The sequence below is a fragment of the Devosia sp. Root635 genome (assembly GCF_001427605.1).
In the GTDB taxonomy this organism is placed as follows: Bacteria; Pseudomonadota; Alphaproteobacteria; order Rhizobiales; family Devosiaceae; genus Devosia.
This window is the reverse complement of record NZ_LMGZ01000020.1, coordinates 224,519-245,232: the sequence shown is the minus strand read 5'-3', so window position 1 is coordinate 245,232 and position 20,714 is coordinate 224,519. Positions and strand designations below refer to the sequence as shown.

Annotated in this window: 18 protein-coding genes; 4 read left to right on the top strand and 14 right to left on the bottom strand. The window is 64.9% G+C overall.

From position 1 onward, the window contains the following. Positions 1-169: 169 nt before the first annotated feature. Positions 170-1,159 carry an acryloyl-CoA reductase gene (locus ASD80_RS14110; RefSeq protein WP_056233959.1) on the bottom strand — a complete coding sequence of 330 codons (990 nt, stop codon included), beginning with the start codon at positions 1,157-1,159 and terminating at the stop codon, positions 170-172. Between the two features lie 119 nt (positions 1,160-1,278). Here ASD80_RS14110 and ASD80_RS14105 point away from each other — a divergent pair, with 119 nt between their 5' ends. Beyond that, complete coding sequence (locus ASD80_RS14105; protein ID WP_244489011.1) at positions 1,279-1,593, top strand: ArsR/SmtB family transcription factor; 315 nt, start codon at positions 1,279-1,281, stop codon at positions 1,591-1,593. A gap of 80 nt (positions 1,594-1,673) precedes the next feature. Further along, positions 1,674-2,741: a cation diffusion facilitator family transporter gene (locus ASD80_RS14100; RefSeq protein ID WP_244489010.1), complete on the top strand. Its 1,068-nt coding sequence runs from the start codon at positions 1,674-1,676 to the stop codon at positions 2,739-2,741. A gap of 15 nt (positions 2,742-2,756) precedes the next feature. Here the strand turns inward: ASD80_RS14100 and ASD80_RS14095 are convergent, their stop codons facing one another. From ASD80_RS14095 to ASD80_RS14085, 3 genes are all read right to left on the bottom strand, one after another. Beyond that, the gene (locus ASD80_RS14095; RefSeq protein ID WP_082555302.1) at positions 2,757-3,611 is read right to left on the bottom strand and encodes a carbohydrate ABC transporter permease; all 855 of its coding nucleotides are present in this window, start codon (positions 3,609-3,611) and stop codon (positions 2,757-2,759) included. Further along, positions 3,611-4,537 carry a carbohydrate ABC transporter permease gene (locus ASD80_RS14090; RefSeq protein WP_056233914.1) on the bottom strand — a complete coding sequence of 309 codons (927 nt, stop codon included), beginning with the start codon at positions 4,535-4,537 and terminating at the stop codon, positions 3,611-3,613. The genes ASD80_RS14095 and ASD80_RS14090 overlap by 1 nt, the downstream gene beginning before the upstream one ends. Positions 4,538-4,617: 80 nt before the next feature. Continuing rightward, on the bottom strand, positions 4,618-5,871 hold the full coding sequence (locus ASD80_RS14085; RefSeq protein WP_056233912.1) for an ABC transporter substrate-binding protein: 1,254 nt from the start codon (positions 5,869-5,871) through the stop codon (positions 4,618-4,620). Positions 5,872-6,225: 354 nt separating this feature from the next. On the opposite strand from ASD80_RS14085, the gene ASD80_RS14080 reads away from it, so the two are divergent. After that, the gene (locus ASD80_RS14080) at positions 6,226-7,305 is read left to right on the top strand and encodes an ABC transporter ATP-binding protein (protein ID WP_056233910.1); all 1,080 of its coding nucleotides are present in this window, start codon (positions 6,226-6,228) and stop codon (positions 7,303-7,305) included. A gap of 178 nt (positions 7,306-7,483) precedes the next feature. On the opposite strand, the gene ASD80_RS14075 is transcribed toward ASD80_RS14080, so the two are convergent. The 4 genes from ASD80_RS14075 to ASD80_RS14060 all read right to left on the bottom strand — a co-directional run bounded on the left by ASD80_RS14075 (position 7,484) and on the right by ASD80_RS14060 (position 12,504). Continuing rightward, on the bottom strand, positions 7,484-9,502 hold the full coding sequence (locus tag ASD80_RS14075; RefSeq protein ID WP_056233908.1) for a glutaminase domain-containing protein: 2,019 nt from the start codon (positions 9,500-9,502) through the stop codon (positions 7,484-7,486). 74 nt (positions 9,503-9,576) lie between these two features. After that, positions 9,577-10,350: an ATP-binding cassette domain-containing protein gene (locus tag ASD80_RS14070; RefSeq protein WP_056233906.1), complete on the bottom strand. Its 774-nt coding sequence runs from the start codon at positions 10,348-10,350 to the stop codon at positions 9,577-9,579. After that, positions 10,350-11,411: an ABC transporter permease gene (locus tag ASD80_RS14065; protein ID WP_056233904.1), complete on the bottom strand. Its 1,062-nt coding sequence runs from the start codon at positions 11,409-11,411 to the stop codon at positions 10,350-10,352. The genes ASD80_RS14070 and ASD80_RS14065 overlap by 1 nt, the downstream gene beginning before the upstream one ends. 79 nt (positions 11,412-11,490) lie before the next feature. Beyond that, on the bottom strand, positions 11,491-12,504 hold the full coding sequence (locus ASD80_RS14060) for a sugar ABC transporter substrate-binding protein (protein ID WP_056233902.1): 1,014 nt from the start codon (positions 12,502-12,504) through the stop codon (positions 11,491-11,493). A 231-nt stretch (positions 12,505-12,735) separates the two neighbouring features. Here ASD80_RS14060 and ASD80_RS14055 point away from each other — a divergent pair, with 231 nt between their 5' ends. Then, positions 12,736-13,905 (top strand): ROK family transcriptional regulator, encoded by a 1,170-nt coding sequence (locus tag ASD80_RS14055; protein ID WP_200950330.1) that lies wholly within the window; start codon positions 12,736-12,738, stop codon positions 13,903-13,905. On the opposite strand, the gene ASD80_RS14050 is transcribed toward ASD80_RS14055, so the two are convergent. The 6 genes from ASD80_RS14050 to ASD80_RS14025 are packed head-to-tail and all read right to left on the bottom strand — an operon-like array spanning position 13,902 to position 20,709. Next, positions 13,902-15,332 carry a carboxylesterase family protein gene (locus ASD80_RS14050; protein ID WP_056233901.1) on the bottom strand — a complete coding sequence of 477 codons (1,431 nt, stop codon included), beginning with the start codon at positions 15,330-15,332 and terminating at the stop codon, positions 13,902-13,904. The two genes, ASD80_RS14055 and ASD80_RS14050, sit on opposite strands and share 4 nt — an antisense overlap. After that, positions 15,329-16,273: an ABC transporter ATP-binding protein gene (locus ASD80_RS14045; protein ID WP_056233900.1), complete on the bottom strand. Its 945-nt coding sequence runs from the start codon at positions 16,271-16,273 to the stop codon at positions 15,329-15,331. The genes ASD80_RS14050 and ASD80_RS14045 overlap by 4 nt, the downstream gene beginning before the upstream one ends. After that, entirely contained in the window at positions 16,270-17,289 is a 1,020-nt protein-coding gene (locus ASD80_RS14040; protein WP_082555300.1) for an ABC transporter ATP-binding protein, read from the bottom strand. Before ASD80_RS14040 ends, ASD80_RS14045 begins: the two co-directional genes overlap by 4 nt. Next, positions 17,286-18,230, bottom strand: a complete 945-nt coding sequence (locus tag ASD80_RS14035) for an ABC transporter permease (RefSeq protein WP_056233898.1) — start codon at positions 18,228-18,230, stop codon at positions 17,286-17,288. Before ASD80_RS14035 ends, ASD80_RS14040 begins: the two co-directional genes overlap by 4 nt. 1 nt (position 18,231) lies before the next feature. After that, the gene (locus tag ASD80_RS14030; protein WP_056233896.1) at positions 18,232-19,134 is read right to left on the bottom strand and encodes an ABC transporter permease; all 903 of its coding nucleotides are present in this window, start codon (positions 19,132-19,134) and stop codon (positions 18,232-18,234) included. Between the two features lie 3 nt (positions 19,135-19,137). After that, positions 19,138-20,709 carry an ABC transporter substrate-binding protein gene (locus tag ASD80_RS14025; RefSeq protein ID WP_082555299.1) on the bottom strand — a complete coding sequence of 524 codons (1,572 nt, stop codon included), beginning with the start codon at positions 20,707-20,709 and terminating at the stop codon, positions 19,138-19,140. Positions 20,710-20,714: the final 5 nt, after the last annotated feature.

Sequence of the window (20,714 nt, the reverse complement as noted above, 5' to 3'; positions counted from 1 at the left end):
ACCCTTCAAACTCGCCATCAACGCTGCAATGAGAAAGTTCATCACCATCCTCAATGCTATCGTCAAACAATCCACAGTTGCTTGACCCGAGGGCTCTGTACTTGCGGAGCGTGAAGTGTCCTCGGGTCAAGCCCGAGGATGACGCGCGGTGGTTGGGTGACGATATAGGCTACCTCACCTTCACCAGCACCCGCCCCTTCACCTCACCCGCCAATATCTCCCGCGCCGCGCCGGGCAACGCCTCCAGCCCCACCTCGCGCACCAGCCCGGCATAGGCCCCCAGATCAAAGGTCCCGGCAATCCTCTCCCATGCAGCCACACGCGTCGCATAGGGCTGCATCACACTGTCGATGCCGAACAAACTTATCCCCCGCAGGATGAACGGCAATACATTCGTCGAGAGCTCGATACCGCCGGCATTGCCAATACTGGCAACAGCCCCACCATATTTCACCTGCTTGAGAACCTTGCCCAGCACCCTGCCGCCGACATTGTCGATCACCGCCGCCCAGCGCGCCGATTCAAGCGGCTTGTCGGGCTGGGCCAGGAACGCGTTGCGGTCGACCAAATCAGCCGCGCCCAGGGCCTTGAGCGCCTCGGCATGCTGAGGGCGCCCCGACAGGGCCGCGACCTGATAGCCGAGCCGCGCCAGCATGGACGTGGCGATGGTCCCCACCCCGCCGGCCGCGCCGGTCACCAGGACTTCGCCGGCCTCCGGCTTCAGGCCGGCCGCTTCAAGCCGGTCGATGGCCAGCATGGCGGTCAGGCCCGCCGTGCCGACGGTCATGGCGTCGCGCGGCGTCAGCCCTTGCGGCAATGGCACCAGCCAGTCCGCATCGACCCGCGCTCGCTCGGCATAGCCGCCCCAATGCGTCTCGCCGACGCGCCAGCCGGTCAGCAGCACCTTGTCGCCCGCCTTGTAGCGGGCGTCACCGCTCTCGCGCACCGTGCCGGCAAAGTCGATGCCGCCGACATGCGGATAGGTGCGCACCAGCCCGCCTCCGCCGGTCAGGCAGAGGCCATCCTTGTAGTTGAGCCCCGCCCAGTCGATATCGACCGTCACATTGCCCTCGGGCAGGCGCGCATCGTCCAGCACCTCGACCGCCGATGTCACCTTGCCCTCGGCATCCCGGTCGGTCAGCAATGCGCGGAAACCCATGGTCGACTCCTCCTCGTCTTTTCGCCAGCTTGGCACGACGCGGCGAATGGAGCCACCCTCTGGCGTCATGCGCCGAAGCGCCTTACCTCTTGGTTCAGCAAGCCCATCGAGTCATCGCCTTGAGCACACCCAGCGACGCCCAGATATCCGTCATCGCCGAAACCTATCGCCTGCTGGGCGATCCGACGCGGCTGCGCGTGCTGCTGGCCTGTCTCTCCGAACCCATCGCGGTTGGCGATATCGCCAGGGCGGTCAACGCTTCGCCCTCACTGGTCAGCCACCATTTGCGCCTGTTGCGCGCAGCGCGGCTGGTGCGGGGAACGCGGCGCAACAAGCAGGTGTTCTACGAGACAGCCGACCAGCATATCGCCCGTATGCTGGCCGACATGATCGAGCACGCGATGGAAGACCACGGCGAGGACAGCGACACCTAAGCGCCGGCCCGCCGTCGCGATTGACTTGATCCAAACATATGAACATGTATTCATATGAAAGGATTTCGAGGAGCAGAACGATGGCGCTTGGCAGCAAGGAACAGGGCCCGATGGCCCACCGGCACGATCACGCCGGCCATGAGCATGCCGATCCCGATCATGCGGAGCATGAGCATCACGACGGCCATGACCACACGGGCCACGACCACGCCGGACACGATCATTCGGACCACGACCATGCAGGCCACAGCCACGCGCCAACGGTGAGTGCCGGCAATGAGCGTGTCGTGCTCATCGGCTTCCTGCTGACGGCCGGCTTCATGCTGGCCGAAGTCGTGGCCGGCCTGCTCTCCGGCTCACTGGCGCTGATTGCCGATGCCGGCCACATGCTGACCGACGCCGCCGCCCTGCTGCTGGCCTGGGCCGCCTTCCGTTTCGGCCGCCGCGCCTCGGACGGCAAGCGCACCTTCGGCTACATGCGGCTCGAAGTGGTCGCCGGGCTGATCAATGCCGTCACGCTTTTCGCCCTGGTCGCCTGGATCGTCTACGAGGCCATCCAGCGTTTCATGACGCCGCATGAAGTGCTGGCCGGGCCCATGTTCATCGTGGCCGTGCTGGGCTTCGTCATCAATGTCACCGTCTTCCTCGTGTTGTCGCGCGGCGACAAGGAACACGTCAATATCCGCGGCGCCATGGTGCATGTGCTGGGCGACCTGCTGGGTTCGGTCGCCGCCATCGTCGCCGCCGTCACTATCTGGCTCACCGGCTGGATGCCGATCGATCCCATCCTGTCGGTTCTCGTGAGCCTGCTGGTGCTGCGCAGCGCCTGGAAACTGTTCCGCAGTTCGCTGCATATCCTGATGGAAGGCACGCCGGGCAATGTGGTGATCGAGGATTTGGGCAAGGCGCTGGTCGCCGAAGTGCCCGGCCTCGCCGCCGTGCGGCATGTGCATGTCTGGTCGATCACCTCGGGCCGGCCGGTGGCGACACTGGAAATCATGCTGGCGCCGGGCGCGAATGCCAGCGCCGTGACGCAGGCGGTCAAGCAGGCGCTGGGCGCCGACTACGGCATCACCCATTCCACGGTGGAAATCGTCTGGGACGCCGACGCGCCATCCTGCGCGCTTGCCCCGGATGGCGTGCCGTAGAGAGTGCCACAGCGCCTACCCCTTCACCGCCCCGCCCGTCAGGCCGGAAATGATATACCGCTGCGCCAGCAGGAAAAACCCGATCGCCGGGATGATGGTCAGCGTCAGATAGGCCAGGATTTTTGGCCAGTCCGAACCATATTGCCCCTGGAACTGCATGATGCCGAGCGGCCAGGTGTAGTTGCTGTCGGTATTGAGCACGATCAGCGGCAACAGGAAGCTGTTCCAGCTGCCGACGAAATTGAACACGCCGACCGTGGCGATGATGGGCAGGCTCAGCGGCAGGGTGATGTACCAGTAGATCTTGAGGTAGCCGCAATTGTCCATGCGCGCCGCATCGATCAGCTCGCCCGGCAGGCGCTTGAAGAAGCTGTGAAACAGCACGATGGAAAAGGCCAGGCTGAAGGCCACCTGGGCGATGATGATACCCAGATGCTTGTCGAGCAGGCCGAGGTCGCGCAGCTTGATGAACAGCGGCAGGATGGCGGTGGACGCCGGAAACAGCAGGCCCAGCATGAAGAAGCTCATGAGGAACTTGCTACCGAAAAAGCGGATATGGGCCAGCGCGAACGCCGCCATGGACGAGACCAATACCGACAGGACCACAGTGGAGCAGGCGATGAACAGCGAGTTCCACAGCGAGCGGAACAGGGCCGTCTCGAAGATGATACCGGTGAAATTGGCCGGATCCCAACTGGCCGGGAGGCCGAAGGGATTGGTGCGCAATTCGCCGATCGATTTGAAGCCGCCCAATATCGTGGTGTAGAACGGCACGATGATAAAGGCGGCGACCAGGGCCAGCGTCAGCCACTGGAACGCCGAGATTTCGGGGCGCCGCCGGCGCTTGCGATCCATGCTTGTGTCGGCCATCAGTCGACCTCCCTCGAAAACAGCAGCCGGCGGTAGATCACGGTGATGACCACGCAGGCGATGAACAGCATGACGCTGACGGCGCCGCCAAAGCCCAGTTTCATGCGCAGGATGCCGAACTGGTAAAGGAAGGTGACGATGGTGTGGCTCGAATTGTTGGGGCCACCATTGGACAGCGGGATCACCAGGTCGAACAATTGCAGCGCGCCGATGATCGAAAAGAACACCGAGATGACGATGGAGCCCCAGATCATCGGCAGTTTGATATGCCGCACGATCTGCCATTTCTTGACGCCGTCGAGCCGGGCCGCCTCGATCACCTCGCTCGGAATGGATTGCAGGCCGGCGATATAGATCATCATGTGGAAGCCGAAATATTTCCACACGATCACCAGCATGATGGCGGGCATGACCCAGAACTTGTCGCCCAGCACGAAGGGCATTTCCACGCCGATGGCGTCGCCGACGGTGGGGATGATGCCATAATTGCCGTCATAGACGAATTTCCAGATCAGGCCGGCGGCGATTTCGGCCAGCATATAGGGCAGGAAGAACAACGTGCGGATGACGTTGACGCTCCAGCGCTTTTCCACCAGCGCCAGGCTGACCCACATGGCCAGCGGCAGTTGCACCAGCAGCGAGACGGCGATGACGAGCAGGCTGTTGCGCACCGCAGTCCCGAAATGGCGGTGGCTCAGCACGTCGTCGTAATTCTCGAAGCCGACGAAGTCGGTCATCGGGCCGTAGCCGGTCCAGTCGAAGAAGGAAAAGCTGGCCGCATCGATCATCGGCAGCACGACAAGTACGACGAACAGGATCAGCGCCGGCGGGATGAACAGCAACAGCGGCACCAGGCTTTTGCGGTCCATGTAGCGCCGGGCGCGGCGCGGCGCTGATAGTGCGGCGGACGAGGCGATCGTGGTCACGGGCTAATCCTCGGGCAATTCCTCGGCAAAGAGCCCCGGCGGACACATGGGAGAGCGTCCGCCGGGGGCGCAGGCAAGGTCTAGCGAATGTCGGCCGCAGCCTCTTCCACCAGCTCCGCGGCCTCTTCGGCCGACAGGGCATTGCCCGCGAGTTCAGCGGAGATGTCGTTCACCACGCCACCGACCTGCGGTCCTAGCTCCTGGTCGAAGAAGATGGCGTGCCAGTGCGCATTGTTGATGGATTGGGCGATCTGCACCTTGAACGGGTTGGTCATGCCGTCGGCTGCGCCGGCGGCGATCGGGATGAAGAACCCGGCATTGCCGAAGCGCGACCCGACTTCGGCCGAGGTATACCATTCCATGAATTTGACGGCGGCGTCGGAGGCGTTCTTGTGGAACAGCCAGCCATTGATGCCGCCCAGCGTATCGGTGGGGTCACCGGCGCCGCCCTCGATGGTGGGGAAAGGCAGGATGCCCAACTGGTCGTCGGGAATGCCTTCCTTGTTGGCCGAATTGTCCTTCATGGCGCCGTAGTCCCAGTCGCCCATCAGATGCATCGCGGCCTTGCCGTCACCGAAATAGCCCGAGGCATCGCCATAGGAAGCCGCCAGGAACCCTTCCTGGAACGGTTCGAGTGCGGCTAGTTGCAGGAACATTTCGCCGGCCTTGACGAAGGGCTCGGCGGCGAAGCCACCATTCTCGCCCTTGCGCGCCGCATCGAACGCATCCTGCCCGGCCAGGCGGACGACCAGCTTGGACCACCAGAAATGGGCCGGCCATTTATCCTTGGCCCCGACCGCCAGCGGCGTGATGCCGGCATCTTTGAAGGTCTGGATCGCGGCCAGGAAGCCGTCCCAGGTTTCGAGGCTTGCCGGATCGACACCTGCCTGCTCGAACAGGGCCTTGTTGTACCATAGCACGACCTCGCTCACCTGCTGGGGCAGGCCGTAGATATGGCCGTCGCGGGTAAAGGCTGACATACCGCCTGAGCCGAGCGCTTCGGCGACGGCGGGATCGACCAGATCCTCGACTGGACGCAGCACGCCGGCTGCAGCCTGTTCGGTCAGCACGCCACCACCCCAGGAATAGAAGATATCGGGGGCGGCGTCCGACTGCAGCAAAGTGGTCAGCTTGGCCTTGAAGGCCTCGTTTTCCAGGAACTGCATGTTGATCTTCACGTCGGGATTGGCCGCCTCGTATTCCGCCACGGCCGCTTCCATCAGGGCGACTTCCTCCGGAATCGAAGCGATGTGCATCCAGTCGACGACTTCTTGGGCAGCGGCCGGGAAAATGGCGGCGACGCTGAGCATTGCGGCGAGCGCAAGCTTCTTCATGGTCTTCCTCCTCATGTCCTCACGACAGTCCGGGGGCCACCTCTGATGGGCACCTCCCGGCTGCGGCAGGGGGCACGTCCTCCCGTGCGATCCCCGCTTGATACTTTCTACGCATTCCGTAAAAGATAGGCAAGACGTACGTGCCTCAATCAATGGTCAGCAAGGCTGTCTATGTTCGGAATTGCTTTTTATTGCTTATTTCCAGCACTTTATATGGATAGGTGATCGCCGCCGGCAGGGCATATCGTAGATCGACCTTGTCTTTTAGTTTCGATGACTCACTAAATACCGCGCCCAAAGGCATCAGATGGCAGAGACCGTCGATACCACTGCGCAAGAGGAGGAGACGCACAAATGGCCGAGCTGAAACTGCGCGGAATCAACAAGAGCTTCGGCGCCGTGCCGGTGCTGCACGGCATCGATCTCGATATCGAGGATGGTGCCTTCGTGGTCTTTGTCGGCCCGTCCGGCTGCGGCAAGTCCACGCTGTTGCGCACCATTTCCGGGCTGGAGGAACCCAGTGCCGGGCAGGTGCTGATCGGGGGCGAGGACGTCACCGATTTCGATCCGGCCGAGCGCGGCGTCGCCATGGTGTTCCAGTCCTATGCACTCTATCCGCATATGACCGTCGAGCAGAATCTGGGCTTCGGCCTCAGGATGGGCGGCATGAAACGCGACCAGGTGGCCACCCGCGTCGCCGAGGCGGCCCGCATCCTCGAGCTCGACGAACTGCTCGACCGCAAGCCGCGCCAGCTCTCCGGTGGGCAGCGCCAGCGCGTCGCCATCGGCCGTGCCATCGTGCGCCAGCCCAAGGCCTTCCTGTTCGACGAGCCACTCTCCAATCTCGATGCCGAGCTGCGCGTGCAGATGCGCATCGAGATTGCCAAGCTGCACCAGGAGCTCGGCGCCACCATGGTCTACGTGACCCACGACCAGGTCGAGGCCATGACGCTGGCCGACAAGATCGTGGTTTTGCGCGCCGGGCGCATCGAGCAGCAGGGCACGCCGATCGATCTCTATGACAACCCCGACAATATCTTCGTCGCCGGCTTCATCGGCTCGCCGCGGATGAATTTCCTCGCCGCGACCGTCACTGCCTTCGATGGCCGGGCAGCGACGCTGCAGCCGACCGATTTCAACGGCAGCCCGGTGGTGGTGCGAACGCGCGGCGGCTCGGCCAAGGTTGGCGACACGGTGACGCTGGGCATCCGCCCCGAGCATTTCGTAGAGACCGGCGACACCATGCTGACCGCCACCGCACAGGTCGTCGAGCAGCTTGGCGGCGTCTCCTATGTCTATGCCAGCGGCCGCAACGGCGCCAAGATCACCATCCAGCAGAAAGGCCACTCAGCCATTCCGGCCGGCGCCGAGGTGAGTATCGGGTTGGACCCTGCCGCATGCCTCGCCTTCGATGCAGCGGGGCTGCGGCTGTAGGTCCCATCGGCGCCGATCGGTTTTCTCGATGCTTCAGTCGACCCCCTCCCCTGGCGGGGAAGGGGATCAAGGTTGGGGTGCTCAGCCCCGATGGTCAGGCCAACCGCCGCCCCCAGCCTCCCCCGCCAAAAGGGAGAGGCCGCCCGGTGGTGTGGACATGATTGTGTCCACCCAGTGCCTACGCCTTGTCCAGCAGCAGCTTGATGTAAATCCCGCCCACCACCGAGCGGGCCCAGAAGCCGTGGCCGCCGGGCTGTTTGCCGGTATCGGTCTCGAACCAGTCCGACAGCGGCACGCGCTGCGGCGCGTCGTCGAGCCAGGAGGCCAGCGGCGCCAGCATGGCGTCGAAATCGTCCTGCCTGCCGGTGAGACACGCCGACCACACCAGCCAGTCGAGCTTGGTATAGGCCTTGCGGCTGTCGAGCGGCAGGCCATAGCGGTTGAGCTTGCCGCGATAATGCGCCAGCTCCGTCTCGGCGATCCCGGTATCAAACAGGTTCAGCCCGAGAATCCGGTCCCAGACCAGATTGTATTTCTGGCTCCAGGTGCCGGGCTGGTCGAAGGCCAGGCGATAGGAGCTGCCGCTATCGGCCATCTGCTCCCAGCGTTTCGCCCAGTCGCGCGCTGTCGCCAGATAGTGCTCGGCCTCGGGCTTCCCCAGCGTCTGGCAGAGCTGGCCGAAGGCGCCGATGCCCAGGATCGCCTTGATGGCGAGGTTGGCATTGTGCGGCATGTGTCCGGCGAAGTCGTCGGTGCAGAGCTGGTTGTCCGGATCGAGCCCGCTTTCGACCAGGTATTCGGCCCAACTGGTCAGCTCGGCCCAGAACGCCTCGGCCAAAGCGGTGCTGCCGGTTTTCTGCGCCAGCGCGCCGGCAAGGATCAGCATGTTGCCGCTTTCCTCGACCGGCATCTGGTCATGCTCGGTACGGTCGCCGCCACCATAGTTCTGGCCATTGGCCCAGGGATAGTGCCCCACATCGTGCGGCGCATAGGGGAAGGGCCAGCGGCCCGATTTGGCATAGGCCAGCACCGGCCGCATCTGCGCTTCCAGCAAAGCCGGGTTGAAATGCAGGAAAAACGGCGCGCCGGGATAGGTCAGGTCCACCGTGCCCATCGAGCCGTTGGAACTGCCTTCCTTGGAAAAATGCAGCAGGTCGCCGCCGAAATCCTCGGCCATGATATGAGCGCCGAGGCACTGCCGGAAAGCCAGGATGCCGAGCCGGGCGTAAATCTCGCCGCCCGAGGTCTCGAGATCGGCGATCAGCCCGGCATCGAATGCCGCGACGCGCGCCAGTACGTCGTCCCGCTCGGCCCAGGCCGTCTCGATCAAGCCGATGGCCGACTGGCCGTTGCGGCTCCAATAGGGGCGCAGGCGGCGATCGAAATAGGTCAGGGCCCAGACCTGGTCATAGGCGACCACCAGGTTCCAGGTTTTCGCCGCAGCGCCGACTTGGCCCAGCGCCGTGGCGAAAGCGGTGACCTTGTGCGAGCTACCCGCCGGCATGCGTAGCGGCCTCGTTTCGCGGACATCGTCCCGGTCGGGAATGGCGCCGGTGGTGGCAAAGCCCTGGCGCAGGGCATGCCCATCGCCAAAAGCCCCGGCCACCGGCATGCCGGGCCGCGACGACACGAACAGATAGCCCCATTCGATCGCCACCTCGTCGCCCGAGCGCTTGAGCGGACGCTGTTCCGCCGCGCCGACAAACAGCGCCTCGACCGGACCGGCGCGATGGCGGCCCCAGCTCAGCTCGGTTTCGGCATCGCCCACCGTCCAGTTGGCCGACCAGTCGTAATAGGCCGCGACCGTGTGCTCCCGCCCATCGGTCGAGCGCACCGAAAGGTCGACATAGCTCACCGGCCGACCGAGCAGTTCCAGATCGTCCGGCAGCAGGGGGCTGGTAAAACTCAGCGTCAGCTCGATCCCGCCGGCGGCGAAACGATAGACGGTGCGCAAAGGCGTCACCTCGCGCGATAGCTGCTCCATCGCCGGCACCTTGTCGGCCATGCGATTGGAGCGGCCGACGAAGCGATACGGCTGGCCGTCGATGCGCAGCATGCCGCTCATCTGCTGATGCTTGCCGGCCCAGTGGGCCGGCCAAGTGTCGGTCAGCGTATCGGACCACGACCACACGCTCATGAACGGGTCATGCAAAATCAGCGGCGTCACCGGGGCGCGGGCGGTCGTGGCTTTGCTCATCGGTATGTCCTTAGCGGTGGCGACTCAGGAGCCATGCTAAAGCATGTCCGCCGAAAATGGCCCCGGTTTCGGGACTAGGCCAGCGCCAGCCCCGGTGCCGCCTTGGCCCCGGTCATGAAGGCCACCGCGTCGGACATGGTATAGTCCTTGGGGTCGATGACGCAGAGGCGCCTTCCCAGCCGGTGCACATGGATGCGGTCGGCCACCTCGAAGACATGGGGCATGTTATGGCTGATGAGGATGATCGGGATGCCGCGGGCTCGCACGTCCTGAATCAGGTCGAGCACGCGCCGCGATTCCTTGACGCCCAAAGCCGCCGTCGGCTCGTCGAGGATGATGACCTTGCTGCCGAAGGCCGCGGCCCGCGCCACCGCGACGCCCTGGCGCTGGCCACCCGAGAGGGTTTCCACCGCCTGGTTGATATTCTGGATGGTCATCAGGCCCAGGTCACTGAGCTTCTGGCGCGCCACCCGCTCCATTTCCGGCCGGTCGAGCTGGCGCAGCACGCTGCCCATGAAACCGGGTTTGCGCAACTCGCGCCCCATGAACATGTTGTCGGCAATCGAGAGGGCCGGCGACATGGCGAGCGTCTGGTAGACGGTCTCCACCCCGGCATTGCGGGCAGCGATGGGCGAGGGAAAGCTCACCGGCTGGCCTTCGAGGAAAATCTCGCCACTATCGGGCGTGATAGCGCCCGATAGTGCCTTGATCAAGGACGACTTGCCGGCGCCATTGTCGCCGATGACTGCCAGGATTTCCCCCGGCATCAGGTCGAAATCGCAATTGTCGAGCGCCGTCACCCGGCCATAGCGCTTGTTGAGCCCGCGGGCCCTGAGAATGGGTTCCATCAGACCGACACCTTCCTGATCCACTGGTCCACCGCCACGGCGGCGATGATGAGCGCGCCAATCAGCAGGTAGGTCCATTGCGCATCGGCGCCGAGCAGACGCAGCCCGAGCGAGAACACGCCGACGATCAGCGCTCCGAACAGCATGCCCATAATGGAGCCGCGCCCGCCAAAGAGCGAAATGCCGCCGATCACCACCGCGGTAATGCTCTCGATATTGGCCGTCTGGCCCGAGGTCGGCGACACCGAGCCGATACGGCCGATCAAGGCCCAGCCGGCAAAGGCACAGATGAGGCCCGACAGCATATAGACCGAAATGAGGATGCGCCTGGTATCGACACCCGACAACTCGGCGGCATCAGGGTCGTCGCCCACGGCATAGACGTGGCGGCCCCAGGCAGTGTGCCGCAGCACATAGGCCAGCAACAGCACCAGCAGCACGAAGAAAAACACGCCATAGGTGAAGACCGCGCCGCCGAAGCTCACCGTCTGGCCGAAGAACTGCAACAGCGGCGCCTGCGTCTCGATCTCCTGGGCGCGGATGGTTTCATTGCCCGAATAGAGGAAATTGCTGGCCAGCGCGATCTGCCAGGTGCCCAGCGTCACGATGAAGGGCGGCAGCTTGATGCGCGCGATCAGCCAGCCATTGATGAAGCCGACCAGGGTGCCGACCGCCAGGCCCACGACGATCGCGGCGGCGGGCGGCAGTCCGTAGCGGAAGGTGAACTGGCCCATGATGACCGAACTCAGCACCATGATGGCGCCGACCGAAAGGTCGATGCCCGCCGTCAGGATGACCAGCGATTGCGCGGCGCCGACAATGCCGACGATCGCCACCTGCTGCAGGATCAGCGTCAGCGCGAAGGACGAGAAGAACTTGCCGCCCAGCAGCGCGCCGAAGATGACAATCGACAGCACCAGCACGATGAGCGGCACCAGCGAGGGCGTACTGTGCAGGGCATGCTGGAGCCGGGGCAACAGCCCGGCGGGTTGATGATCGAAGGTGGCGACGGCCTCGGAACGCGCCACGCTGGCCGCCTCCAGATCGGGTTCGCTCGACATGGGCTCTCCTCCCCAGTTCATATCGCATAAGGGGCGAACGCAGTGTCCGCCCCTCGAAGTCTCGTCAGGCCGGCTGGACTTAGCCCCAGCAGAGCTCCGCGCCCTTGGCGCTGTCAATGGAGTCGACGCCGTCGACGGCGGTATCGGTCACCAGCTTGACGCCGGTATCGAAGAAATCCTTGCCTTCGGTGGGCGCCGGCTTTTCGCCGGTGTCCGACCAGGTCTTGATCGCCTCGACGCCCAGAGCCGCCATGTCGAGCGGATATTGCTGGGAGGTGGCGCCGATGACGCCGTCCTTGACGTTGGCGACGCCGGGGCAGCCGCCATCGACCGAGACGATCAGCACGTCGTTCTCGCGCCCGAAGGACTTGAGCGCTTCATAGGCGCCGGCCGCCGACGGCTCGTTGATGGTATAGACCACGTTGATCATCGGGTCCTTGGCGAGCAGGTTTTCCATGGCCTTGCGGCCGCCTTCCTCGTTGCCGGCCGTCACGTCATGGCCGACGATGCGCGGATCGGTTTCGTCGCCCCACTTGTTGGGGTCGCCCAGTTCGATACCGAAGCCCGACAGGAACCCCTGATCGCGCAGCACGTCGACGGTCGGCTGGCTGACAGCCAGGTCGAGCATGGCGATCTTGGCGTTGGCGGCTTCGGCGCCCAGCTTGCCGGCGGCCCATTTGCCGATGAGTTCGCCGGCAAGGAAGTTGTCGGTGGCAAAGGTGGCGTCGGCCGCGTCGGCCGGGGTCAGCGGGGTGTCGAGCGCGATCACCAGAAGCCCGGCATCGCGGGCCTTCTGCACCGACTGGGCGATGGCCGAAGTGTCGGAGGCGGTGAGCAGGATGCCCTTGGCGCCATCGGCAATGCAGGTCTCGATGGCAGCGACCTGGGTTTCATGATCGCCGTCGACCTTGCCGGCAAACGACTTGAGCGTCACGCCCAGTTCGGCCGCCTTGGCCTCGGCGCCTTCGCGCATCTTGACGAAGAACGGGTTGGTGTCGGTCTTGGTGATGAGGCAGGCCGAAACCTCCTGCGCCATTGCCGGCACGGACAGGACGGCAAAGCACAATGCGGTGCTCAAAAGCAGCTTGTTCATTTTCTCTCCCTGGGCCGTCGCCGGACCCGGGCTCCTCCCGGTCCTTGCTGGCCTATCGCTGATTGGACGCCCCTATCGTGGCCAGTTCAAAACCGCGCGTCAATATATAAATCTAATTTATTTATTTATTTGTCGCGGACCACCTTCCGCCCCGGCAAAGCTCCAACTATGGTGCCCGCCATGGGCCCCATAATCATCCGATCCCTCAGCAGCGGCGTAAATCAGAGTGGCGTGCGCGACTATAATGAGCGGCTGCTGCTGACGCTGCTGCAGCGCAATGGCCCCACCGCCGGCAGCGACCTGGCGCGCATGGCAAACCTGTCGCCGCAGACGGTTTCCATTATCCTGCGCGAAATGGAGGCCGAAGGCCTGCTATCGCGCGGTACGCCGATCAAGGGCAAGGTCGGCAAGCCCTCGGTGCCGATGAGCCTGGCTGAAGGCGGGGTATTGTCCTTTGGCTACAAGATCGGGCGGCGCAGCGCCGTGCTGCTGCTCAGCGATTTCCGCGGCACGGTACGCCACCAACTCCAGCTCACCTATAAATATCCCATGCCCGAGCCGATCTTCCGCTTCCTGCGTGAGGGGATGGAGTCGATCCTGGCGCGGTGCAGCCCGGCCGAGCGGAACCGCATCTGCGGCATCGGCATCGCCACCCCGTTCGAATTGTGGAAGTGGAACGAGCTGGTCGGCGCCCCGGCCGATGCATTCTCATCCTGGAAGGATGTCGATTTCCACGCCGAGATGGCCGCCTTCACCAGCCTCCCCGTCAGCGTGGTCAACGACGCTACCGCCGGGTGCCAGGCCGAGCATATCTATGGCCGCGGCAAGGAGTTCCGCGACTACGCCTATTTCTTCGTCGGCGCCTTTATCGGCGGCGGCGTGGTGCTCAATCACTCGGTCTATCAGGGTCACCAGGGCAATGCCGGGGCGCTGGGCTCGCTGCGCAGCTTCGGCCCGCATGGCGAAAGCCAGCAACTGATCGATACCGCCTCCATCCACCTGCTCGAAGCCCGGCTGGCGGAATTCGGCATCGACCCCAACGAGCTGTGGGCGCAGCCGCAGGACTGGGGCCACCTCACCCGCTTCGTCGAACCCTGGCTGGGCCAGACGGCGCAGGAACTGGCCAAGGCCAGCCTGTCGGTCTGCGCCGTCATCGATTTCGAGGCCATCGTCATCGATGGCGCCTTCCCCGAACCGGTCAAGCAGGCGCTGGTCGAGCGCACCCGGCGCTACCTCGTCAATCAGGACATGCGTGGGCTGGTCACCCCGCAGATCGAGGCCGGCATGGTGGGCGGCAATGCCCGCGCCATCGGCGCCGCCACCAGCCCACTCTTCGAGCGCTATTTCATGAATGGCAGCCAGGCCCTGTCGGCCGCCCGCGGTGCCGGCCGCGGTAGCTAGTCAAAACGCTCCACGGCGCCGCCGGCCGAATAGGGTTGCCAGCCGCTGTCGCCGCTCCGCGCATAGGCGAACAGCGCTCCCGACATCCCGGCCGCCAGCGCCTCGGCAGCCCCGTCGCCCCTGGCCAGCGGCACCCGGCCCAGGTCGCCGAAGACGAAGGGTTCATCCGAGCCATGCGCCGCGCCCAGCCGTCCGCCCTCGAAAGCCGGCACCCAGGCAAACTCATAGGCAAAGCCGGTACCGCCGGCAGAAGCATGCGTCTTCAGCGTCCGCAGGGCCGGCTCGCGATAGATGGCGCGGGAGAGAAATATCTCCTCATATTGTGTGAAGCTCAGCCCCGACCGCTCCGCCTCCAATGCGGCGAGGCTGGCCCCGGCATCGGTGCCATCGAAACGGGCGATGGAGGCCAGCAAGGCCGCGCGGCTCTCCACCTCCGGCATCATGCCGAAAGCGTACCACATGCGCGCCTCGTCCCGCGCCCAGCCAGTGACGATGCGGTGGTCCCTGAAACGCCCGGACGCCAACCCGTCGAGCGGGTGGCGTTGCAAACTCTCACCATCGAGCACAATGCCGAAAGTCCGCCCGCCCGGCGCATTGCGCTCGCCCAGATGGGTGGCCAGCACCTGTTCCTGCGTCGCGAGGATGGTGGCCACGGGCAGCGCCTGCAATGCCGCTTCATCCCCCGCCGCCACGCCGGTTCGCTCGAGAAAATCGGCGGTCAACGAGGTCGCGGTTTCCGGCGCGATGATGCGGCTGGCCGGGCCGCTCATCAGCCAGACCCGGCGATAGAGGTCGGCCACGCCATCCACGCCGAACAGCGCTGCGATGGTGAAGGCCCCCGAGGACATGCCGGCCAGCGTGACATTATCGGGATCGCCGCCAAAGGCCGCGATATTGTCGCGGACCCAGTGCAAAGCCGCGATGAAATCGAGCATGCCGCGATTGGCCGCCGCGTAGTCCGGGCCGAAGGCCGCGCCCAGATGCAGGAAGCCCAGCGCGCCGACCCGCATATTGGGCCGCACCAGCACCACATCGCCCTTGCGGGTAAAGGCCGCCTCGTCATGGAAGGAGCCATGCGCCGCCCCACCCTGGAAGCCGCCGCCAAAGGCGTGGACGATCACCGGCCGCCGCGCATGGTCGGCAGCCGGCGTATGGACGTTGAGATTGAGGCAATCCTCGCCAGTCTCGAAGCCATCCCCCCTGGCGGCCCAGGCCGGCATGGCGCGAACAGCCTGCGGCGGCGCGACGCGATGGCGCGTGGCGTCGACCAGGCCGCTGTTCTCGAACCGCACCGGCGCTTTGAAGCGCAGCGCACCCAGAGGTGCCTCGGCATAACGGATGCCGAGGAACCGGTCCCCCTTCTCGTCGCGAAGGCCGCGATAGACCGCATCGCGACTGGCAACATCGACGATACTTGCCCCGCTCATGCCGCGGCCGCCGCATCGAGCAGGTGGCAGGCGGCCTTTTGTCCGCCACCGATAGCGCGCATGGCCGGTTTTTCAACCGTGCAGCGCTCGAAGGCATGCGGACAGCGGGTGCGGAAGGCGCAGCCGCTGGGCACGGCATGGGCGCTGGGAATTTCGCCCTTGAGCCGTGCCCTTTGGCCACCCGCCTTGCCCGGAGCCGAGGCCAGGAGGGCTTGGGTATAGGGATGGGCCGGGGCGCCATAGATGCGATCGCGCGGCCCCTGCTCGACGATCTCGCCGAGATACATGACGCCGATTTCGTCGCACATGAACTGCACCACCCGCAGGTCATGCGAGATGAACAGCATGGTGGTGCCGTGCCGGTCCTGCAGGTCGCGCATCAGGTTGAGCACCTGCGCCTGCACCGACACGTCGAGCGCGCTGACCGGTTCATCGGCGACGATCATCTCGGGATTGGTCGCCAGAGCCCGCGCAATGGCGATGCGCTGGCGCTGCCCCCCGGAAAATTCATGCGGATAGCGATCGAGCGCCGCCCGCGGCATGCTCACCTCGGCCAGCAGCCGCTCGGCGGTCTTCAACTGCTCGGCGGGCGTGCCGATGCCATGTACCACTTGCGGCTCGACCAGCGTGTCGCGCACGCTCATGCGTGGATTGAGCGAGCCGAACGGGTCCTGGAAGATCATCTGCATGTGACGCCGCTCGGCGCGCAGGTCGCCGCTCGACAGTCCGGCCAAGTCTTTGCCCCGGAAGCTGATCGACCCGGCGGTCGGCTCCACCAGCCGCAGCACCAGTCGCGCCGTGGTGGACTTTCCCGACCCCGATTCGCCCACCAGCCCGAAAGTCTTGCCGCGCGGGATGGAAAAGCTCACGTCGCGCACCGCCTTGACGGCTCGGAACGACTTGGAGAGGCCGGTGACGGAGAGGACGGTTTCGGGGCTCATGCCATGGTCTCCAGCGGGTGCCAGCAGCGGGCGTCGGTCGGGCCGTGCCGCTCGAGCGCGGGGCGGGCGCGGCATTGGTCATCGGCGCGGTTGCAGCGCGGCGCGAAGCGGCAGCCTTCCGGCCACTGCCCCACCGGCGGCACCGTACCCAGGATCGGGGTCAGCCGCGTACGGCCATCGTCATGGGCCGGCACCGCATCGATCAACCCGCGCGCATAGGGATGGGCCGGGGCCTGCACCACATCGGCGCTCAAGCCGCGCTCGACCACGTCGCCGGCATACATGACCACTGCCTTCTCACAGAAATCGCCCACCACTTCGAGATCGTGGGTGATGAACAGCATGGCCAGGTTCATTTCCCGGCGCATATCGTCGAGCAGGTCGAGCACCTGGGCCTGGATGGTCACATCCAGCGCCGTGGTCGGCTCGTCGGCAATGATCAACGAAGGGCCGCAGGAGATGGCAAGCGCGATCATCACGCGCTGCCGCATGCCGCCCGACAGTTCATGCACATAGCCCTTGAGGATGTCGCGGGCGCGCGGGATGCCGACCCGATCCAGCAGCTCGGCGGCGCGATTGGTAGCCTCGGCCTGGCCCAGCCCCAGATTGTGCCTCAGCGTATCGGTCATCTGCCGGCCGATGCTGAGCGTGGGGTGGAGCGCCGTCATCGGCTCCTGGAAGATGAAACCCATATGCCGGCCGCACAGCTTGCGCCGGTCTTTCGGCGACAGGCCGGAGATCACCTTGCCGTTGAGCGTGATGGTGCCTGTTATGACCGAATTGTCCGGCGCGATACCCATGATGGCCGACGCGGTGATCGACTTGCCGCAGCCGCTTTCGCCCACCAGGGCCACCGCCTCACCCTCACGAATGGAGAAGGAGACGTCGGTGACAATAGGAAGCAAGCCGTCGGCATTGCGCAGGGAAAGTCCAAGATTTTCCACGGCAAGCACGGTGCGGCGTTCGATATTGGGCGACACAGGATCGGCCGCCAGTGGAGCGATATGCGCGGTCATTGATAGCGGATCCGGGGGTCAAGAATGGCATAGACGAGGTCGATGGCGAGATTGAGCACCGCCAGCACCAGCGAAATGGTCAGCACGCCACCCTCGACCAGCGGATAGTCGCGCCGGCCCACGGCCTCGACCAGCATGCGGCCAAGGCCCGGCAGCGCAAAGATAATCTCGATGGTCACGGCGCCGCCCAGCATGTAGCCGGCGGACAGGCCCGCCACTGTTATCACCGGCATGGCGGCGGTGCGCATGGCATAGCGGCCGATGACGGTGCTTTCGGGCAGGCCCTGGGCCCGCGCGGTGGTGATATAGGGCTCGTTGAGCACGTCGAGCATGGAGGAGCGCATCATGCGCGTCATCAGCGCCGACTGCCGCACGCCCAAAGCCAATGCCGGCATGAAGATGGTCGCGGCGAAGGCGACGATCCCGGCCGAAGGCGGGTTGTAGCCGGCCACCGGGAACCAGCGCAGGGTCACCGCGAAAAGGAAGATCAGCAGCAGCGCGAACCAGAATTCGGGCAGCGAAATGCCCAGAACGGCGGTCGTCACCACGCCCCGGTCGATCGGCTTGTTGCGGTTCATCGCCGAGACCAGGCCCATGGAGACGCCGATGAGCACGGCCAGCGTCAGCGCCACCAGCGTCAGCAAGATGGTCACCCCGGCATAGCGCGGAATGATCTGCATGACAGGCTCGCGGAAGAAGATCGAATTGCCCAGGTCGAGCGTGACGATGCCCTTGAGCCAGAGCAGGAACTGCACCCAGATCGGCTGGTCGAGCCCGAGCTGGGTCCGCAAGGCGGCGATCTGCTCGGCCGTGGCCTGGTCGCCCAGCATCATGCCGGCCGGATCGCCGGGAGAGAGGCGCAGCAGCAGAAAGACCAGGATCAGCGGCACGAAGATCGTGGGCAGGATCAGCAGGAACCGTTTTCCGAGATAGGGCAGCATGTCAGCGCCTCCGTGCCAGGCGCGGATCGAGAATATCGCGCAGGCTGTCGCCCAGCAGGTTGAGGGCCAGAATGGTGAGCATCAGTGCCAGGCCGGGAAACAGCACGATCCACGGCGCCTGGGCGATGTAGTTACGCGCCTCGGTCAAGGCATTGCCCCAGCTCAGTTCCTTGGGTCCGATACCCACGCCGATAAAGCTCAGGCCCGCCTCGCCCAGCACGGCAGCCGAGAAGATGAACGATGCCTGCACCAGAATTGGCGAGCTGACGGCCGGCAGGATGTAGCGCGTAAACAGGCGCAGCGTCGGCACGCCCACCGAACGGGCGGCCTCGATCATCTGCAATTCACGCACCACCAGCACCTGCCCGCGCACCACGCGCAGGCTGGGGGCGATCAGCACGATGGAGAGCGAAGTGATGACCGTGGTCATCGACGGCCCCATGATGCCGGCGGCGGCGGTGGCCAGCACGATGCCGGGAAAGGCCATCAGCCCATCGACCAGCCGCATCAGCACCACGTCGACCTGGCGATAGAAGCCGGAAATCGCGCCCAGCACCACAGCGATGGACATGGAGATGGCGGTGACCACCAGCCCCACGAAAAGCGAGGTGCGGCCGCCATGCAGCACCATCTTGAACATGTCGCGCCCCAGATTGTCGGTGCCGAAGAAATGCTCGGCGCCGGGGGGTATGAAACGGTCGGCAGGGCTGACGCGCAGCGGGTTGCCCGGCGCCAGGAGCGGCGCAAGCACCGCACTCAGGGTCAGGACCGCCAGCATGACGATGGACGCCATGGCCGTCGGATTGGCCAGCAGCCGCTGCCAGACCGTCTTGTTGGTGGTGACGAAGGCCTCTTCGTCACCACCGGGCAGGCGGTCGGGAGATGTCGCCTGGGTAAAGGTCATCGCTCAGCTCTGCGGGGGCGGGGCGACATTGTAGTAGTCGCCGGCGCGCGAGGGAATGCGGGCCGGATTCCCCACACCCTTGCGGATGCCATACATGTTCGCCTCGGTGCCGAACTTGATGAACGGGAACTGGTCATAAGCCAGGGCATGCAGCTTCTCGAAGATCGCCTTGCGCGCATCGGGATCGATGGTGGTGGCGATCTGCTGCATCAGCTCCATCTTGTCCGGGTCTTCCCAGAAGCCGGGATAGCTGGCGTTGAAATAGGCGATCGAGGTCGGATCGACATAGGTCGGCAGGAAGCTCGAAAAGGCGTCCATGGCCGTGGCGTCGGCGCGGGCCTGGATATAGTTGGCCATCGGCGATTCCACGATTTCGACGTTGATCCCGTATTCCTCGAGCTGCTGGGAGGCGGTGATCGCGGTCAGGAAATGCTTCTGGTACTGCTCGGAGGCCACCAGCCAGCGGATCGGCTCGCCATTGTAGTTCGAGGCCGCCAGGTATTCCTTGACCTTGTCCGGGTTGGGCGTACCGAAGCCCTCGGGGACGCCCGCCGTGGTGTACCAGAACGAATTCGGGTCGGGGATCCAGCTCGGATCGAGGCTGTAGAATTCCGGATTGCCCACCGAGGCGAGCATGATCGGCTCCATCTCCAGCGCGTAATACATGGCCCGGCGCAGGTTGACGTCGGCGGCCACGCCTTCCTTGGTGTTGAACACCACGGTCAACGACTGGTTGTTGGGCACCACCACCGCTTCGGTATTGGGGTCGTTCTGCAGCGCATCGTAGAAATCGCTGGGCAGTTCGCCGGCAATGTCGATCTCGCCTGTTATCAGCGAGTCGCGGCGCACCGAGGCTTCCGGCATCAGGCGGAACACGATCTGGTCGGCATAGGCATGCTTCATGCCCGAGGCGCTGGAACTGGGCTCGCTGCGGCTGGCATAGTCGTCCCAGCGGGTCATGGTAACGCCCTGGTCGGGCTGGTATTCGGTCAGCGTATAGGGGCCGGTGCAGTCGAGGCCGCGCGTCGCCTCTGTGGGCGAAGCGCCTTCGAGCGAGGCCGTCGACATGATCACCGCCTGCGACCCGGCCAGCAGGCCCGGAATAATCGGCGACGGCGCCGGCAGTTCGAACACCACTGTCTTGGCGTCGGGCGCCGCAATGGCCGAAACCGCGCCCTTGAAGGCGGCGCCGATGCCGGCCGATTCACGGAAGCGCTCCAGCGAAGCCACCACGTCGGTCGAGGTGAGCGGCGCCCCGGAATGGAACTTGAGCCCGTCGCGCAGGGTGACGGTCAGCGTCTTGCCGTCCTCGCTATAGGCAAAGCTGTCGGCCAGCATGGGCTGCGGCGTCCAGCTTTCGTCGAGCGCGAAGAGACCCTCGCAGACCACGCCGGCGGTGGCCCAGTTCACGCCGAAGGTGGTGACCACCGGATCGGGAGACGGCGCCATCTGCGAGATGGCGATGCGCAGGGTGCCGCCCTGCGGAAAATCCTGGGCCAACACCGGCTGCGCCGCCACGACGGCGAACGACGCCCCGGCCAGCAAGGCCCGTCGCATGACTGAATCGAGCTTCATTTATT

What these genes read in the sequence shown, in the direction of transcription:
- ASD80_RS14110 (WP_056233959.1), bottom strand. Translation starts at nt 1,159, where the DNA reads ATGGGTTTCCGCGCATTGCTGACCGACCGGGATGCCGAGGGCAAGGTG.
- ASD80_RS14100 (WP_244489010.1), top strand. Translation starts at nt 1,674, where the DNA reads ATGGCGCTTGGCAGCAAGGAACAGGGCCCGATGGCCCACCGGCACGAT.
- ASD80_RS14095 (WP_082555302.1), bottom strand. Translation starts at nt 3,611, where the DNA reads ATGGCCGACACAAGCATGGATCGCAAGCGCCGGCGGCGCCCCGAAATC.
- ASD80_RS14085 (WP_056233912.1), bottom strand. Translation starts at nt 5,871, where the DNA reads ATGAAGAAGCTTGCGCTCGCCGCAATGCTCAGCGTCGCCGCCATTTTC.
- ASD80_RS14080 (WP_056233910.1), top strand. Translation starts at nt 6,226, where the DNA reads ATGGCCGAGCTGAAACTGCGCGGAATCAACAAGAGCTTCGGCGCCGTG.
- ASD80_RS14075 (WP_056233908.1), bottom strand. Translation starts at nt 9,502, where the DNA reads ATGAGCAAAGCCACGACCGCCCGCGCCCCGGTGACGCCGCTGATTTTG.
- ASD80_RS14070 (WP_056233906.1), bottom strand. Translation starts at nt 10,350, where the DNA reads ATGGAACCCATTCTCAGGGCCCGCGGGCTCAACAAGCGCTATGGCCGG.
- ASD80_RS14065 (WP_056233904.1), bottom strand. Translation starts at nt 11,411, where the DNA reads ATGTCGAGCGAACCCGATCTGGAGGCGGCCAGCGTGGCGCGTTCCGAG.
- ASD80_RS14060 (WP_056233902.1), bottom strand. Translation starts at nt 12,504, where the DNA reads ATGAACAAGCTGCTTTTGAGCACCGCATTGTGCTTTGCCGTCCTGTCC.
- ASD80_RS14050 (WP_056233901.1), bottom strand. Translation starts at nt 15,332, where the DNA reads ATGAGCGGGGCAAGTATCGTCGATGTTGCCAGTCGCGATGCGGTCTAT.
- ASD80_RS14045 (WP_056233900.1), bottom strand. Translation starts at nt 16,273, where the DNA reads ATGAGCCCCGAAACCGTCCTCTCCGTCACCGGCCTCTCCAAGTCGTTC.
- ASD80_RS14040 (WP_082555300.1), bottom strand. Translation starts at nt 17,289, where the DNA reads ATGACCGCGCATATCGCTCCACTGGCGGCCGATCCTGTGTCGCCCAAT.
- ASD80_RS14035 (WP_056233898.1), bottom strand. Translation starts at nt 18,230, where the DNA reads ATGCTGCCCTATCTCGGAAAACGGTTCCTGCTGATCCTGCCCACGATC.
- ASD80_RS14030 (WP_056233896.1), bottom strand. Translation starts at nt 19,134, where the DNA reads ATGACCTTTACCCAGGCGACATCTCCCGACCGCCTGCCCGGTGGTGAC.
- ASD80_RS14025 (WP_082555299.1), bottom strand. Translation starts at nt 20,709, where the DNA reads ATGAAGCTCGATTCAGTCATGCGACGGGCCTTGCTGGCCGGGGCGTCG.